The following is a 19,174-nucleotide window of genomic DNA, read 5'->3' as shown; positions in this document are numbered from 1 at the left end:
AATATGGTGCGATTTTTTGCAGGTGCAATACTAGTCCTGTTTGCATTTAATAGTTCCTATTCTCAGCAGTTTTCCATAGTTAATGATGAACTTCCTGATGTAGGAGATGGAGCATCAGCTTGGGCTGATATTAATGGAGATGGTTGGAGTGATTTGGTTTTGTTTGGAATTCAGGCAAATAATACCAAAATAACAGATGTTTTCTTCAATGATACCGATGGAACCTTTTCCTCTATGGGTTCTGGTTTTCCAGGGCTATCCAATGGAGATATCGCTATTGTAGATTTTAATAATGATGGTAAGCCAGATATAGTTATTACTGGAGTAGATGATTCAAATAATCCTTTAAGCCTCATATATTATTATGGGCAGTCTGGTTTTTACCTGTTAAGTCACACTTTGACAGGATTAGGTTTTGGTAATATTGAGGTGATTGACTTCAATAACGATGGATTGAAAGACGTGCTTATTAGCGGAGTAGATGAAGAGGGTGAAAGACATACACTTTTATATCAAAATACGGGAGACAATTTTGAAGAGTCCAATGTCCTTTTTGAAGGGATGAGTCAGGGGGATATAGTGGTTGTTGATTTCAATAAAGATGGATGGGAAGATGTTTTAATGAATGGGTTAGATAATAATAATCAACCTCGGTCATATTACTATCTAAATGATGGTAAGGGAGGTTTTACACTCACGTCCACTTCTTTGATTGGCCTAAGTAATGGCAATATTAAAGCTGCAGATATTAATGAAGATGGATTTCCAGACGTCTGGATTAGTGGAACAAGATATGGTAATGATTATACGCAGTTATATATTAATAATGATGGGGTAAACTTCACGTTATTTCAAAATTTTGATGAAGCTACCTTGAGCAATGCCGCTTTTGGAGACTATAACCAAGATGGACATATTGACTTGTATTATGGCGGGCTTAACGGGCAGGATTTTAATGCCTACTTGCTTAGGAATAATAATGGTCAATTACTAGATACATCCACCCCTTTAGCAGGTATTATATCCGGCGAAGCTAATTGGGTGGATTTTGATAATGATGGCAGATTAGATCTTTTTGTTACGGGATATTCCATTAACTCGCCTATAAGTAACGTATATCATAATAATAGTTCGGAGTCAAATAGTAATCCAACAGCGCCTTCAGCCCTTCAGGTAGGAGTGGTTGCTGATACTGCTCGTTTTTCATGGGTAGCAGGTAGTGATGTAGAGTCAGCTGTAGATGGATTGACTTATAATCTATACGTAGGAAGTCAGCCCGGTATTCAGGATATAAAAAGCCCTTTATCAGATAACTCAACAGGAACCTTGCTTTCACCTGACATGGGGGAGATTACAGGGCTTGCTTACGATTTAAATTCACTGGAAGAGGGACTTTATTATTGGGGAGTACAGACAGTAGATCAAAGTTATAACAGTTCTTCATTTGCTCAGGAACAAAGCTTTTATGTTTGTTATGATATAAAAATAACCGCCAAAAGAATAGATTGTGGTGAACGTGTAATACTTAGTTATAGTGATAAACAGGCAGGAGATAGCCCCTCTTGGTATATGAATGGATCTTCTCTACCTATTTCTAATGAAGATACACTAACTATAGATGCTGCAAATGCTTCACTGATAAATTTAACAGTAAATAGAGCCTTAGGGTGTATTGTTGAAACTTCAATTGAAGTAGAAGCAAATCCTGAAACAGTAATTAATTCAGGAGGTGATAAGGTGATTTGCCTGGGAGATACTGTTCAGCTGGGAGGTTCCCCCACTGCTTCAGGTGGATTATTGCCATATCATTATGAATGGGAGGGAAGTGATGCTATAAGTGATAAGGAAGCTGCTAACCCTAATGTATGGCCTTCTGTAAATACTACCTATACTTTAAAGACTTACATAGAAGACTGCCTTATTGATAGTACAGGTTTAACAGTAGCAGTAAATCCACTACCAGAAGTGGAAGCAGGGAATGACATTGCCATTGGTCTAAATGAAGTGGGAATCCTTAATGCCTCAGGGGCGATAGAATACCAATGGAGTCCGGAAGAGGGGTTACACTCTCCCTTTGATAATGCCTATGTTGAAGTAAGCCCTCAGGTAAGTAGTTATTACTATGTGCGAGGAACAGATAATAATGGCTGCTCATTAACAGACAGTGTGCTGGTGAAGGTGAATGCTGAAATTTTTATTCCTAATTATTTTAGTCCGGATGGAGATGGAAATAACGATGTGTTCAAGGTATATGGAATAGGAATTGAAAGTGTAAAGCTGGAAATTTTCAATCTTCAAGGTAAGCGGTTGGCAACGATAAATAGTGAAGATGATCAATGGGATGGTGTTAGTAGTGGTGAAGAGCAGCCCTCAGGCGTGTATATGTGGAAAATTCAAGGCAATTATTACGATGGGAGACCTTTGAATTACAAAAATAAGCAACAAGGAACATTTAGATTAGCCAGATAACCACATGAGAGAAATTTACCTGATATCCTTTATTGTACTGGCATCCTTAAAACTACATGGGCAAGGCCTGATTTTTAGTCAATATGAGCAATCTATTTTAGAGACTAACCCGGCAAGAATAGCATTGTATCCGGAGTTGAGAGTGACCGCTCAGTATAGAGAGACTTCCTTAACTGAAGGGGAAAAAGCGAACCAGTCATTACTTACCGCTACCTATCCCTTGTTTTCGTCAGATGATCGATTGCGAAGTGGTATAGGATTATCTTTAACTCGTCAGCAGACGGGGACTGATATGAAGTACATTACTAATGCAGTGCAAGGAGGATATGCCTATAATGTGTATTTAAACAGAAGTTCAATTTTATCTTTTGGTATCAACGTAGGTTGGTTTCAGCAATACTTTAGTAGTGGAGCCATCTACACAGGGGCACAATGGGATAGATTTGACGGCTTTGATTCTTCATTACCGACTGGCGAACCGGACTCCTTTGAGAAAAGGAATTTTTTAAATCTTGGAGCAGGGTTGAATTACTATAAGACAGATGACGAAGGGAAAGAGGTCGGATATTTAGGTGTTGCTACTAATTATCTAAATAATCCTGATATATCCTGGGGGCAAGAAGCATACAAACGAGAGAGAAGCTATAGCGCTCAAGCCTATTGGAGGCTCTTTAGTAATAATGGGATCTCTATTGGTCCTGGAGGATATTACTTATATGATAATGCTGTACATTTTACACAGGCACGACTTCAGGTTAAAAAATATTTTGAGAACACGAATCCCTTTGATCTAATAAAAGATGGTTATCTCGAATTCTACGGAGGCTATAGAACTCAAGGTCGTATTGGAGCCGGGATCTTAATTCAACAACCCTCTTTCAGGTTAGGGATCAGTTATGATACGCCATCTACTGGTAATACCCGTGTGGCAGGAAGTGCATTCGAGGTCAGTTTTGCCTTTAGAAATGTTTTCCAAAGAAATGCTAAAGACCACGTAGATAAATTAGAAAGCACCAATGACTATCATATAGGAGAGGTGAAAAATATTGATTTCGGTAGGGATAAAAAATCGGATTCATCGGGTAATGATTCTGGTTATAGACCTGAAAAAGGAGATTATAATATAGCATTAAGGCAAGACTTTAAATTCGGATTTAATGAGAGTGAATTAAATACTGATGCTAAAAAGTATCTGGATGAGTTGGTCAGCTTGCTCAAGGCACACCCTAACACCTATCTTGAGGTGATAGGACATACAGATGACATAGGTAGCGAAGATGCTAATGAGAAGATTGCTTTGCAGAGAGCATCGGTAGTGATTGATTATCTTATTTCTAAGGGCATTGCACAAGAAAGGTTAAAGGCAACTAGTAAAGGAGATAAAGATCCGCTTGTTCCTAATACTTCTGATGAAAATAGAGCTAAGAATCGTAGAGTAGAATTTGTGATTTATGAATAAGATAATTGTACTATTGACATTTTTAGTACTGCCGCTATCCTACGTTCAAGGTCAAGACCTTTCTAGTATTGGTAAGGGCAAAGCATTAAAAGTTAATGGAGGGATAAGTCTTAATCAGATTTTATATGCTGTAGATGGTATTGAGCGAAGAAGAGATCCCTATTCATATTATATGTCGGGACAATTGGCCTTTAGTATATATGGGTGGAGTATACCTTTTTCCTTTAGTCTGTCTAATCAGAATAGTAGCTTTCAGCAACCTTTTAATCAATATGGGCTTCACCCTAAGTATAAGTGGGTTACATCACATCTAGGTTGGAGTAGTATGAATTTTTCTCCTTATACCCTAAACGGACACCTTTTCCTTGGAGGAGGAGTAGAGTTGGCTCCAGAAGGTAAATGGAGTGTGAAGGCCATGTATGGAAGATTAGTAAAAGCAGTAGATGCAGATAGTTTGCAAGAGGGAGCATATAAAAGAATGGGTTATGGCTTGCAGGTGAAATATGGAGAAGGAACTGATTATGTTTCAACTACCATTTTTAGAGCGGCAGATGATCCTTCTTCTGTAGATACTATTTCTAGCGATTTGAAGCCTCAGGAGAATCTGGTTTTAAGTATTGAAGGGAGTAAAAAAATATTTGAGGGCCTTACCCTCTCGGGCGAGTTTGCCTCTAGTGCCTTATCAAGAGATATTAATACGGAGGAGAGTGATGCGGCAAATAATATTTTTCAATATGTGGGAGGATTATATACACCCCGGTTTTCATCGAGCTATTATCATGCTTATAAAGGAAGCCTGAGTTATCAGTTTTCGGTATATTCTCTAGGTGTCACTTATGAAAGAATAGATCCAGGCTACCAAACTCTAGGAGCATATTACTTTAATAATGACATGGAGAATATTACCGCTCAGCTCAACTGGTCTATGTTTGCGGGAAAGTTGAATATGGGGGTTAATAGTGGTCTTCAGAGAGATAATCTCGATGATAATAAGGTGAGTGCCATGAGGAGATGGCTAGGATCATTGAATGTCACCTATTCACCAACTCAGAAGCTGAATATCACCAGCTCTTATTCTAATTTTCAAACTTATACTAACGTAAGATCTCAGTTTGAATCTCTCAATCAGCTTACTCCCTATGATAACCTGGATACCTTGGATTTTACCCAAATTTCACAGAATGCAAGTCTTGCGGTGGTGTATATGATGTCATCCAGTAAAGAAAAAAGAGAAAGTGTGAATGTTAACTTTAATTTTCAAGATGCCAGTGACAAGCAGGGAGGGGTAGAACAAAACAGTGGCACCCAATTTTATAATATGAATTTGGCATATAATATCGGGTTAACAGCCATTAATACTTCTTTTGCTCTTTCAATTAATGCTTCTAAAAATAAAAGTGAAATGGCTGAAAGTTCTATGATAGGTCCTTCTTTGGCGGTAAATCGAACCTTTTTTGACCGTAAGGTAAGGGCAAGTGTCTCATTAGGAGGGGTAAATTCGTATTCTAATTCATCATTAACCAATACAGTAATAAACTTAAGAGCAAATGGTAGTTATACCTTAAAAAAGAAGCATAACCTCACTCTTAATTTAGTAACACTAAGGCGAACAGTAAAAGATGAGAGTACTCCTGACTTTACTGAGTTTACAGGAACGCTAGGATATAGTTTTAATTTTTAACTTTTATTGAATTAAACCATGAATCAATTTTTTAGAATTTCAGCCATAGTAATGGCCTCTTTTTTAGCCTTCACAGCATGTAGTGACGATGATGAGGTTACTCCGGAAGAGCAACTGACTCCATATGAAGAAACACTTCAATTAATAACTAATAATTCAAGTAAAGACTGGCGATTAGTAAAGGTTTTAGAGAATTCTGTGGATGAAACAGAAGAATGCGCCCTTGATAACATTTATACCTTTAAATCAGACCTAACCTGGATTGAAGATATAAATGAAACGCCATGTTGGGATGAAGATGAGAATGCAACTTATACATTTGATATAAGTGAAGATGGTAGTCAAATGCTAGAGATAGGTGATACACCATATGATTTGGAGAATTTAACAGAGACTACGATGGAATTTCATTATAAGTATTTTACAGATGATGAACCAGATTCTGTAAGTGTAGAAGTGCATTTCGAAACCATTAACTAATAATCCTGCTAATTAATCAAAGATGAAGAAATCTCTGCTCATATTTTTTGTTTTACTAACTACTCATTGCTGGTCAGCACCTGGAGATTCTCTAAGTGTAGTCTCAGAAGGTATTAAACCTCTCAAGAAAGAGGTTTCTTATCATCATAAGATGGTAAGTAAATATAGTAAAGTAATGAGCAGGGATTTAAGCCTGCCTTCGCTTCCCACCTATGAAGAGGATGATACTTTTAATGAGGTAAGTGTTTTAGGAGATACCCTTCAAAGTGAACAACTTAAGGCATTTGAAATGGATGCCTATGTAAAGGAAAATAAAAGGTTTGTAGAAACTTTTGATGAAAATGTAATTTTAGATCTGCCAGTAGGTATAAAAAAGACGATAGGCAATCTTACTTATACAATAGTTGTCAGTGAATTACAAATGAAACCAGAAGGAGCATATTTAAGTGCGTCTATGGTTTTTGAGGTACCTGATAGTGATAAGAAGATAGCTTTCGGGGCTCGTAATATTCGTTTTAGCAAGAAGGGGGGGCTGGCAAGTGGAGCTCAGTTAAGGTTGTTGGGGAAACAAACTGTTAAATTAGGACCAAAAACAACCTTGAGCTTGTTAGGAGAAAAAACCTTCATAGAGTGGGATTGTGATGGTTTTAAAGCAATGGGTATTGATGCAGAGGTGGAATTTAGCAGAGATCTCTTTATTCCAGATTCTACCTCTAAAAACCCAGATGATCGTGTAAAAGGACGTTTTACTACTCACATTCTGGACTGGAATGATATGATTGCTGAGATTACTATTCCGCCATTTCAGGTGAAAGGCCTACAAGGCTTCGTTTTTACCGTAAATAAGGCAGTTATAGATAATAGTACTTTGAGAGCTCTTCCAGATATGCAGTACCCTGAGAATTATGAGAGTGCTATGAGCGGAGGACTCTGGAAAGGAATATCTATACAAGAGCTATCTCTTAAATTTCCTTCAGCCTTTAATAAGGGAAATGGAAAGGAACCGGTCAAAATCTCATTATTAAATACGGTAATAGATAAGCAAGGAATAACCACTACAGCCCAGGTAAATAATTTATTTGGTGATGGTAAAATGGACAAATGGCCATTTTCTGTTAAGTCCTTTAAATTAAGTCTTGTGTCTAATAAGTTAGTGAGTGCAGGTTTTGAAGGCCAAGTTAAGCTGCCTATCCTAAAAGACAAGCCTTTGGCTTATAAAGCAGTGATAGCTCAAAATGATCAGTATACTTTTGCTATATCTGCACCAGAGGAAGGATTGGAATTTGACTTTTTATCAGCCGCAGAAGTTGAAATTTTCTCATCTTCCTATGTAGAAGTTCAGTTAAAGGATGGCAAATTCCTGCCAAAAGTTAGTCTTAATGGTAAAATGAGCATAGGGGTTGGTAAAGAGGTTAATGTGCCTGACCTGGGATTTCAAGGGCTCAATATTCAAACAGTAGAGCCTTACATTTCTATACAGGGATTCTCACTTTCAGATATTAAGGGCCCGACTATAGGAGCTTTTAGTATGGGTATTTCAGATATAGTAGGTAATGCTTCTAAAGAGAAGATAAACCTTGCTTTTACAGCCTATGTAAGTATCGCGGGCGGCAAGGGCGGCAATTTTGGAGGTGAAGCTGGTTTTACTCTTTCCAGTAAATATGATCGTGGAACGGAAGATGAGTCAGGTGAGAATTATAGATCACCTAAATGGAAATTTGATGGATTAAATATCCATAAGATAGGAATTAGCATCGATAATGGGGCCTTTAGTTTAGCCGGTTCCCTGACCTGGTTCAAAGATGATGATATTTATGGCAGCGGTTTCCATGGAGAAGTGCAGCTAGGATTGCTTGAGGGCACGGTCAATGTGCAGGCAGTAGGTCTATTTGGTTCAGTTCATAATTATCGATATTGGTTTGCAGATGCACTGGCTCACCTCTCTAAGGCGAGTATAGGAACAGTTAAAATTAATGCCTTTGGAGGAGGAGCTTCTTATCATCTTAAACCATCAACAGAAGGCGTTTCAAGGCCTTTTGCCAGAAGCCTTTCTGGAGTAAATTATATACCAGATTCTACGGCAGGAATGGGTATTAAAGCTATGGTAACCTTAAGTACAACTGAGGGGGCACTTTTTAATGGAGATGCCGCATTGACTCTAGCGTTTAATGAAGGAGGAGGCCTTAGGGAAGTAGACTTTAAGGGGAATGCGTATTTTTTGACCCCTGTAGTAACAATTAGTATACCGGGCCTGGCAGGTATGGTTGAAGGTATGGTGAATAATGTAGCGAACTCTTTTATGCCTAAGGCGGCCATATCCGCGCATATTCACATCAATTATGATGTAGTAAACAAAACTTTACATGGTAATTTTGAAACCTTTATTAATATAGCCTATGGCGTTATTAAAGGGGTTGGTAAAAATAATAGAGCTGGTTGGGCAGTCTTGCACGTTAGCCCAGATGATTGGTATATCCATGTGGGAAGCCCTACAGACCCAGTAGGTTTAAAGATTCTGGGACTGGTAAAAACAGAAAGTTATTTTATGATGGGTGATTATATTCCAGGTAGTCCCCCACCTCCTAAACTGGTACAGGAAGTGTTGGATTTAGGTGAGGATATGATGACCTATATGGATGACCTTAACGCGGTAGGCGAAGGAAAAGGGATAGCCTTCGGAACCCGTTTTGGAATGGATACCGGAGATAAGAGCTTTTTAATGTTTTATGGTAGGTTTGCAGCCACAGCAGGCTTTGATGTAATGCTCAAAGATTATGGCAGCACTACTTGTGTAGGTAGTAGTGAGCCTATAGGTATAAATGGGTGGTATGCTAATGGACAAGCTTTTGCTGCTTTTATGGGTAAGATAGGTATTAAAGTGAAGCTATTTGGTAAAAAGAGAAAGCTCGAAATATTAAAAATAGCGGCAGGTGCAATTTTACAGGCCAAATTGCCAAATCCACTTTGGATGAAAGGTGTAGTCGGAGGAGAATTTAGCGTGTTAAATGGATTGGTGAGTGGACACTGTCGTTTTGAAGTGACTATAGGAGATGATTGTGAGCTGCAAACAGGATCTGTATTGGAAAACCTTAATGTAATTAGTCAACTTACTCCCGGAGATAGTGAGCGAGATGTTGATGTATTTACTGCTGTGCAGGGTGTTTTTGATATGGAGGTGGAAAAAGAATTTCAAATGGTGGATCTCGATGAAAAGAGAAAGCTTTTCAGAATCAAACTAGATGAAATGAAGTTGTATGATGGTGCTCAAGCTTTAAGAGGATCTATGACCTGGAATAATTTTCATGATGTAGTTTCCTTAAAGACAACCGATATATTGCCTGGTGAAAAGAAATTAAAATTGGTGGTGCAGGTAAGTTTTGAGGAGAATGTTAATAATACCTGGGTTCCTGTAACTGTAAATGGTAAGAAGGTGATAGAAAGAAAGGAAGCCCAGTTTACCACCGGAGCAGAACCAAAATATTTACCTGAGCATAATGTAGCTTATAGTTATCCGACTAACCAGCAACTTCATTTCCATCCCGGGGAGCATAATAAGGGTTATATTCATTTGATTAGTGGCATGCCTAAGCTGTTTAATCCTGGCAAGGAATGGAATCAGATAGGAAGAATAGTTTCTAGTACAGGGGAAGACGTGAAATTTGATTTTACATATAGTAGTAATGAAATAAGTTTTAATATTCCTGATGAATTAACAACTAATACTATCTACAAGCTGGAGATAGTAAATCAGCCATTAAATACATCAGATGGTGTGGATAGTAATGTAACCCAGGGAAATAAAGCCGTAACTCAAGATATCGGTGAATCCACCATGGAGGTTAAAACAAAAACGGCTACAGGAACGATACAGCAATATCAGGAGAAGATAGTATATAGTTTGGTTTTCCAGACTAGTAATTACAATACTTTTAAAGAAAAAGTCGCCGCTCTCAACATCTATAATACTTGGAGGGTGCCAATAAGGCCAACTATTCATCAGCTTAAAGCGGCGGTAGAAGGACAAGAAACCTTTGATACTTATGAGATAAAAGGAGGGGGTAATTATTTGCCATTAGTGAGCTTTAGTGCAGAGTTAAATATTCCATGGTTTAAAAATATGATTGAACCACTGGCATACCCATCACCATTCCCTATCAATGGAATATCGCTTAGTAATGATCGTATGAGTATGCCTTATGGAGTACCTCCATACAAAGCCCTTTATATAAAACAGCAAGATGAGAATTTATATTTGGATGCTGATATGGCTGCATCAGGAACGGTAATTAACACACCAGGAAATACCACTATTATATATAACCTGCCACTTATTATGTATCAGGATTATAGTCATGTGAGGCAGCAGGCCACTCAAAAGATTAGTTTGGGACAAGGGGATGATTGGATGAAGCGTGTGATGGAAACACCTTTCCCTGGGTTGCAGACAGGCACTACTTATAAGGTGAATATAGAATATCGTCTACCAGGAATTAATACCATCACTTCTTATGATACCATCTCATTTCAAATTAACTAACCCATGAATAAGTTAAAAGGAATATTAATCGGTATGCGTATAGTTTGTCTGAGTCTTATCATAGTCTCTTTAGCAGTATTGAAAGCTAAATCTCAGAATAATGAAGGAGATGCTATCAAGGTAATAGCCTTGCCATACGATGGTCAAATACTATTACGATGGGCGCCTAACTCACCAGTGGCCTGGCAGCTTTTAAATAAATACGGCTATAGGCTTGAACGTGTAACCATGATGAGAAATGGAAAGGCACTTAAACAGCCAGAGACTATTGTTTTGTGGGATTCACCACATATGCCAGCAGCAGTGGCAGATTGGGAGGAGCTTGCAGATAGAGATAACTTTGCCGGTGTAGCGGCGCAGGCAATATACGGGGAAACCTTTGAACTATCTGATAATTATAGAAGTGATATGGTTTCTGTTATTAACAAATCACGTGAGCTGGAGCAGCGTTATTCTTTTGCCCTGTTCGCTGCTGATATGTCGGTAGAAGCAGCTGAAAAATCAGCGCTTTTCTATAAAGATACAAGTGTTAAAGCTGGAGAAAGATACTTATACCGTGTACATAGTGCAGTGCCTGAAGAGAAGCTTTCAATTAATACAGGTATAGTTTATACCGGATTAGATGAAGAAATACCTTTACCTACACCTCAGAAGCCGGCAGCGGAGTTTAGCGATTTGATGGTGTCGCTGGAGTGGGATAGAGATATATATTCAGATACTTATACCGCCTTTGAAATCCAAAGGGCTCAAGTAGGAGGTGAATTTAAAGATGTGTCTGATATTCCGTTCGTTAGTGCGTCTTCTGATCCTTCTCAGGGACACATTATGCATGTTATAGATTCTTTACCTCAAAATAATGTTGAATACCGCTATCGAATCAGGGGGGTGACTCCTTTTGGACAAAAAGGGCCTTACTCAAATGAAATTTCTGGTATAGGTAGGGATAAACTCATAGCCAGACCGTCCATTGTAAGCGGAAATGCTTTCAACGACATGGTAGTGCTTAAGTGGGAGTTTGATGAAAGGTATCTCTATCAGATAGAAAAATTTCAATTACTAAGAGCAGAAAATGATAAAACATCTTTTACTCTTTTGAAAGATGATCTTGATCTGGAAAAAGGAAGCATAATAGATGATAATCCATTGCCTACTAACTATTATCAAATCAAAGGCATAGGTAAATACACGCAGGAGGTGTTCTCTATGCCCTATATGGTGCTGCTTATTGATAGTATTCCTCCAGTTGTTCCTCAAGGAGTTTCTGGTAAGATGGATACCACCGGACTGGTAACCTTAAACTGGACTCCTAACACAGAAAAGGATTTATATGGATACCGGGTGTTTAGAAGCAATTTTGAAAATCAGGAATATATACAGATTACTAAGGCTGCACTTAAGGATACCGTATTTTATGATACCCTATCCAGAAATAACCTTACGCCTAATATTTATTATAAAGTGGTGGCAGTAGATACGCACTATAACCCGTCGGGTTATTCTGAAAGTGCTGCTATAAAACGTCCTGACTTCACCCCTCCAGTGAGTGCCGTCTTAACAGGAATAAAACCTGGAGAAGGAAATATTACACTCACTTGGATTCCTGGTAGCTCAGAAGACGCTAAGGATCAACTGATTTATAGACAGAGTAATACCGAGGCCAGGTGGGCATTAATGCAGGTGCTAGCAGCGCAGGATACTACCTGGCAAGATTCAGGCGTGAATACTGAGTTAACCTATCAATATACCATTATTACTATTGATGAGTCTGGCTTAGAATCAACTCCTGCTCAGCCATTATCGGCGTCGCCGCTTCCTAGAAAGGTGCAGAGAGGAATAGGTAAATTGTTTTATTCCCAAAAGGAAGATGAGCAGTCAATTACACTAGGGTGGGAATATGATCAACCCGGAGTAGAAAGATTTATTATTTATCGGGCTGTAGGAGAGGCACCTATAACTCCGTTAGGTTCTGTCAATAGTGATCAAAAGAAGTATACTGATAACGAATTGAAGAAGGGGGAAGTGTATCGCTATCAGGTGGGAGCGGTTTTTACAGATGGATCATCTTCAGCACTTAGTGAAGAAGTAGTGCTTAAGGCGAATTAAAATATTGTAGATGAAAAAATATATATACTTTTTAATTTTTATTGCTGGCTACTTTTTCTCCCAGCAGGTAGTCGCTCAATCTTACCCAGTACAGGCTACCTTTCAGCTTACACCGCCTTATTCATTATACCTTTCAGATTATGCCGCAGCTGATAATAACAGGTTTGCCTTAAATGTGCTCCTGCGAGACCTCTCGCGGCAAGATTTGCAGGTCAGACTTAGGCTTACCATAGAAGGCGTGGGTGTTTCCATCACTACTCGTCCTGACTATAGACCACAGCCACTTTTCTTACAAGGAGGCATGCCCCTCATGCTGGGAGCGGCAGATTTAGGAGCCTACTTCAATCCAGAAAATCTACTTTTTCAAGGAATTAGTAAAGATCAGGTGGTTAGGGGCAATGCACTGCCGGAGGGATTCTATAGAATTTGTTTTGAAGTTCTTGAGTATAATTTAGGAACTGAAGTCTCCAATATGGCTTGTGGTTCCGCCTGGCTCATGCTCAATGACCCGCCTATTATTAACACACCCTTTAATGGTGAAAAGGTACGAGTACAAGATCCGCAAACCCAACTTTTTCAATGGACGCCAAGGCACACCGGCTCACCTAACTCTGCTTTTTCTACCGCTTATGATTTTGAACTGGTAGAACTATGGCCAGAAGGAAGAGACCCCAATAATGCTATTCAAAGCACACCGCCTATTTATGAAACTACTACCTACAGTACTAGCCTTGTATACGGCATAGCAGAGCCTCCATTAGTGCCCGGCCGGCGTTATGCTTTTAGGGTAAGGGCCAGAGCTATAAATGGAATAGAGCCCATGGACTTGTTTAAAAACGATGGGTACAGTGAAGTCTATTCATTTATTTATGGAGATGCCTGCTCTCCTCCGGTAGTAGTAGAGGCGAGCACGGTGAGCAGTAGCAGAATAAAAGTGAGCTGGCAGACAGCCCCTGCACAAACCGAGTTTGTGGTTTATTATAGAAAAGAAGGAAGTGATGATGAGTGGAAGTCTGAAAATACCTATTTGGAAGAGATTACCCTTAGTGGACTTCAACCTGAAACTACTTATGAATTTCAGGTGGCAGCTTTATGCGGTGCTTACAATGGCGGAAAGAGTGGCGTAGTCACCTCAGCTACTTCTGAAAATCCAGTAACTAACTATACCTGTGGGGCACAGCCCGGAGATATTGACCTGGAAAATCAGGAGGCCTTGCCTGAACTTAACCCAGGAGATATTTTTAAAGCAGGAGATGTAGAAGTACGGGTAATTAATGCCTCGGGTAGTAATGGTACTTTTTCAGGAAAGGGACATGCTGAAATGCCATGGCTTAAGCATGTAAAAGTAAGGGTAGAGTTTGACGGTATTTTTATCAATACAGACCTGCAAATGATCACCGGAGCTGTAACTACTATTTTTAATGCTGACAGCCCACTGATGTTTGATCTCGATGCGCTGGGAGGTGATGCTGCTGTAGAGGAAGGGGGAGACCCAGAAGATCAGGTAGCTCCTTTTGACGGCACTACCATTAAAGTAGACGGCACTATAGCCTCCGTAAAGGTAGATGATGCGGGAAATATAGTAGTGGAAAAGGACGATGGCACCACTCAAACGATTGCCCAAGAAACAGACCCGGAAACCGGAGAAAAAATTCCTACTCAGATCACAGATGACGAAGGCAATACTTATACTGTAGATAAGGAAGGAAAAGTGAGTAAAAGTTCTGCCAGCGGCACTCCTGCTTTAGAGCCCGGAGCGGAGTGGGATTATTTGGTGAAGTTTGATGCTTACAGTCGTCAGAACTATGGCTTCGACACCAAAGACCAAAGTGTATTTACAGATTATAAGAGGGTTATTATTGATAGTGCAGACTATGATGTGCCTTGGAAGTCAATGGAAACAGGCCAGATCGACTATGTAAATGCCATTTTAGAGGGTGATCAGGCATTTCCTGAGGTCATAGCTTTTAAAAGTGCTATTGGAGGAACCTTAGGCACTCAACCTGCAGAGGCAGAAAACCAAAAGCAAGTGATGTTAGTAGGAGGCATGCCCGAATCCACACAGGAGGTATATGCCTACGTAGTGCAGGAAGATGAAGAAGGTAATGAAACCGAATATACCGTAGGGCAGCTTAATATGGTGAGCTATACCAAGGAGCGTAATACCGTAGTATTAGTTCCTGTAAATGGAGCCTCTATTCCTGGTAATATTCAGCAAGGTATTAACGATATTTTTAAGCAAGGGGTAGCAGAATGGAATGTACAGATTGCTGACTCATACACGGTAGATGACAAAACCTTGGCAGACTTAGCTGTACCGGAGAGCAGTGGTGTATTGGCTAGTTTTCCAAGTAAGATGCGCCAATTTAATAGAAGGTTTAAGCGCTCAGTCAATTTTGATAATCAAGCATATTACCTGTTTGTGATCGATGGGGACGGGGGAGACCGTGACGGGTTTATGCCTTTCAAAAGACAATACGGTTACATCTGGAGAAAAAATGGAAGTGTTGACTTGGCTGCCGTGGTAGCACATGAACTATCTCACGGAGCCTTCAGACTGCGCCATACCTTCAGCTCAGAGGCTTACGTAACAGGAAAGGGCCAAACCAACGGTAACTTAATGGATTACCCCGTAGGCAAAAGCCTAAGAAAATACCAGTGGGATTACATCCATAACCCCGAAAGTATGATTGGGTGGTTTGAGGATGATCAGGAGAGTGAGATGGAGGGAGATGCCAATTCAATTACTTTGGAAGAACTTTCTTTTGATAATTTATTTGAAACAAATTTCGAGCAAGGGGAAGATTACGCCTTTTCAGCCCCATCTGGAAAACTTTGGAAACCTACAGGCAATATCACTAATTTGAAATTTAATCCTACAACGGGGACATTGGTAGAGTTTGAGCAGGATGGTAAGCTATATATGGCCCTGTTTTATAACGGAGTTAATTTTGGGTATTACTTTGATAAATCAGAATATCACAGGATTAGACAGCAGTATGGTAACCGGGTAACTCAAACTGTACTGGAAACCCCTGAAAATTCCCCTTATGAATTTTCAGCCTTTACCATAGCCAGTGGTTCTGTTACTGCGTATGCAGAAATATTTAGTACTAACGACCGCTACTGTGGTGAGAAATATACATGGATATCCGATATTACAAATGCACCAGTGAATTTGGGTGGATATCACGTGACAGAGTCTATAATTCCACCCCAACCCCCCTCTCAATTTATAGGCTACCGAGAGTGTGAAGCTAGAGACCGTGTAGTTAAAGGAGCAGGTTTGTTTCTGTTTGATGCGCTTATCGCCAACGCTGCTACCAAGGAAGATGTAGACGACTTGGTTGATTACTGTAACCAGGTTTCCGCATGGGGAGAGGAATCAACCAGCCCTGCCTCAAATATGTCCACCATTTCACTACAGGATTATCTGGAGGAAAACAACGTGACCAGTATCAAAGATCTAGAGAAAGATTTTTATATAGGTCCGTCGAAAGAAGGGGTTATTTTATCCAAATATAATTTGTGGCAGGATCTGGATTATGATGATTCTGATGGTGTATCGTATAACTCTTTGTCAATAGATTATTTGAAAGGCGGAAGGTACACATACTCATATTCAGATTTGAAAGCCAGATATTTTCTTTTTAATGAAGCGGAATTCAAGGGATTTGAGATAGCCATTAGGGAGGCCGAAAGTGTGGGTAGAGCGCAGCCAATATGTGCAGAAGATGCAGCTAGGCAATACAAGAAGAAGTACGGTATTAATTCGGCTATTTTCCTAGCTATGGAGCATTACTTTATGGAACTGCCAATGATGGAGATTGCTACTGGTGTAAGTAAGATAGCTAGTGGTAAAATGTTAATGAATGCGGATAATTTCACAAATAGCTATGAGATTAAAAAATTCTTGCATGAGGCCAAGCAGTTTAACAAGCTAAATGAACTGGTCGGTGATCTTTCTTCAAACTCTAAAGCCTTCCTAAATAACACCTTACAGCCTTCAGTGACAGATCGCTCCGTTAAGCTGATGCTCGGCTCCAATGATGAGATATGGATGGTGGCCAGCAGAGGTGCTGATGAAAAACTCATAGCCAGCATGACTAAATCCAATGGTCAGGATGTACTCAAAATAGCGGATGAGGGCTGGTTGGACGATTTGATGTCTGCAGGTGATGACTTTATAAGCCTGGGTGATGAAGTAAAGGTGCTGGCAGCCAATGGAGACGACCTGTCTGGTAAGGTAAAAGTAGGTCAGAAGAATGGGAGTTACTATTTTGTTAAGATAAGTGGGGAAGCTACATCAGCTGGGGGTAGTATAAATGATGTAGTCCAAAGGCTGAAACAATTCACATCTAAATATACAGAGGATGAGTTTATTCAGTTAGCTAGAAAAGCTGGTGAATTAGGTTTGGATGCAAAAACTACTGATGATTTTATAAGGATAGGTGATATCAAGGACTTTAATTCTTCCGAATTAATCCTACAAATGGATAATTGGGTAAGTGTAGTTAATAAAAGAGGCTATCCATATGGTTTCAACACTTTAGGTGATTTTAATATTTTCAAAAGTAAGGTAACTAGCCTTTTAGATCAGGTAGGCATTAATACATACGATATAAGGGTTCAGGGGTCTTCACTTCGCAAGACTACTCCTAAAGATATTGATATTGCGATCTTTTTACAACAAACTGATTTTAATAAAATAGTTGAAAATATTAGGGATAATTACAGAATTATTAATGAACGAGCAGGGAAGATTACGAAGATTTCCAAGAATTTTGAAAAGGATTTATTGAAAGGGAAAATTGCATCATTTCATTTTGATAATCTTCCTGATGGTAGAACTTTTGATAAAGCTAAATTTCAAGAATTAGGAGATGTAGATATCTCTATAATTGTTGAAGGAGAAAAGTTGGATTTATTACCATACCTAAAGTTTTAAGTTATGAGAAAAGTGGTATATGAAAATCAAATAGTTTTTGAGGTAGATTCTGAAGATGATATTGCAAGGATTGATTTGAAATCAGTGGATAGGCCATATTCAGTAAGAATAATAAGGAATAATAAGGAGCTAATTCATCGTACGATTTTAAGTTTTAGCAAAGAAGGTTTAATCCAAAAGAAGGTTTTTTATATAGAAGACGTTGAAGGCAATGAACTGGAATGCATAGAATATGATAAAAATGAAAAGATTATTCGTAGGATGGAGTATGAAAATTATCCAGATGGGGAAACCAAGTGGATGTATGTTTATGATAGTGACGGTAATTTAATCAATAAGGAATTTTTTGAGGAAGACTAGCCCCAGTTGCCGCCATGCTCTGCATGGTGGTACTCTCCCTAGCGCGCGTAGCGATAGCAATACGCGTGCTACCTAATTAGGTTGCACAAAAAGTTATCAATATAATCAATCAATGAAAAAAACAATACTCGCCATATTCATAGCTTGTCTCTGCACCTTCACAGTAAAAAGCCAGAACATAGATACGTACTTTCAATCCGTAAGAACGGGTTCTTACCCACAGATACCTTCAGCGTTTTTCTCTGGAGATATGGGTTTAATGAATCAGCTTACACCGTATTACAAAGACTCAATAGATGATGTAAGAGGAAAGGCCTATTATATTGCTTATAGATCAGCCACTAATAATGATAATCAAAAGATTAAAAAAACAGCTATAGAAGCATTAATTGAAGGTATAAAAGATAAGGATTCTGGCCTTGCAGGCGATAACATAGAATTTCTGACTGAGTTTGATAAAGACTTGTTTTCAACCAAAGATCAACAAGAGCTTTTGTCAGCCTTAAGTACTATAAAATACCACAAGCCAGAACTCATCAAGTTAATCGGCTATGTGAATATTTCGGAAGCCGAGAATACTTTAAAAAGCTATGCAGCATCCTCTAATCGCAGGCTACAATGGTCCGCCTTGCTAGCCTTATCTCGCATGGGAGATGAGGCTTCAGCTCAAAATATCATCAGCATCCTAGAAAACCTCCCGGTCAATGATAACCTGGTCTATGAACTAGTGCCAGACCTAGTCTACACCCGCAACAAAGCGGCTTTTGATTATCTCTTCACCATCATCAACAGCAATGAAAACAACTGCACGTCTGCCGATCCAGACAACGAAGTCGCCATCCTTTGTGGCTACAGAGTAATGGAATACCTGGCCCCACACCTCACCGCCCAGCCCCTCCCCACAGAAGACGGAGAACTGGCAGTAGATAATTATGAGCAGGCCTTACAAGAGCTACGGGCTTGGTATGCTGTTAATAAATCAGATTATTCTATATCTGATGAAGGGTATTAGGTGAGATTGTTGTAAAACGGACGCGTTACCGCTACGCTCAAACGCGCCAGAGAGGAGAAAGGTATGGACCTGCTATCTTTGACTGGACATTAAGTTAAGCTGTTTTTGATTAAATTTACTAAAGA

The 19,174-nt window shown here is 39.3% G+C and carries 9 protein-coding genes; all 9 read left to right on the top strand.

Going from position 1 to position 19,174, the window contains the following annotated elements:
- Positions 1-3 precede the first annotated feature (3 nt).
- The 9 genes from JL102_RS20645 (at position 4) to JL102_RS20605 (ending at position 19,049) form a co-directional block, all read left to right on the top strand.
- Complete coding sequence (locus tag JL102_RS20645) at positions 4-2,469, top strand: FG-GAP-like repeat-containing protein (protein ID WP_202246370.1); 2,466 nt, start codon at positions 4-6, stop codon at positions 2,467-2,469.
- Positions 2,470-2,473: 4 nt separating this feature from the next.
- Positions 2,474-3,928 (top strand): PorP/SprF family type IX secretion system membrane protein, encoded by a 1,455-nt coding sequence (locus tag JL102_RS20640; protein WP_202246369.1) that lies wholly within the window; start codon positions 2,474-2,476, stop codon positions 3,926-3,928.
- Positions 3,921-5,609, top strand: coding sequence for a TonB-dependent receptor (locus JL102_RS20635; protein ID WP_202246368.1), 1,689 nt, complete (start codon positions 3,921-3,923; stop codon positions 5,607-5,609). The genes JL102_RS20640 and JL102_RS20635 overlap by 8 nt, the downstream gene beginning before the upstream one ends.
- An 18-nt stretch (positions 5,610-5,627) precedes the next feature.
- The gene (locus tag JL102_RS20630) at positions 5,628-6,089 is read left to right on the top strand and encodes a hypothetical protein (RefSeq protein WP_202246367.1); all 462 of its coding nucleotides are present in this window, start codon (positions 5,628-5,630) and stop codon (positions 6,087-6,089) included.
- A 22-nt stretch (positions 6,090-6,111) separates the two neighbouring features.
- Entirely contained in the window at positions 6,112-10,626 is a 4,515-nt protein-coding gene (locus JL102_RS20625; protein ID WP_202246366.1) for a hypothetical protein, read from the top strand.
- 3 nt (positions 10,627-10,629) lie between these two features.
- Positions 10,630-12,729: a fibronectin type III domain-containing protein gene (locus JL102_RS20620; RefSeq protein WP_202246365.1), complete on the top strand. Its 2,100-nt coding sequence runs from the start codon at positions 10,630-10,632 to the stop codon at positions 12,727-12,729.
- A gap of 10 nt (positions 12,730-12,739) precedes the next feature.
- Complete coding sequence (locus JL102_RS20615) at positions 12,740-17,677, top strand: fibronectin type III domain-containing protein (RefSeq protein WP_202246364.1); 4,938 nt, start codon at positions 12,740-12,742, stop codon at positions 17,675-17,677.
- A gap of 3 nt (positions 17,678-17,680) precedes the next feature.
- Positions 17,681-18,037: a hypothetical protein gene (locus JL102_RS20610; protein ID WP_202246363.1), complete on the top strand. Its 357-nt coding sequence runs from the start codon at positions 17,681-17,683 to the stop codon at positions 18,035-18,037.
- A 112-nt stretch (positions 18,038-18,149) separates the two neighbouring features.
- The gene (locus JL102_RS20605) at positions 18,150-19,049 is read left to right on the top strand and encodes a HEAT repeat domain-containing protein (RefSeq protein ID WP_202246362.1); all 900 of its coding nucleotides are present in this window, start codon (positions 18,150-18,152) and stop codon (positions 19,047-19,049) included.
- Positions 19,050-19,174: the final 125 nt, after the last annotated feature.

Source organism: Fulvivirga sediminis (assembly GCF_016757215.1).
GTDB classification, from domain to species: domain Bacteria; phylum Bacteroidota; class Bacteroidia; order Cytophagales; family Cyclobacteriaceae; genus Fulvivirga; species Fulvivirga sediminis.
This window is presented reverse-complemented; position numbering and strand designations above follow the sequence as displayed.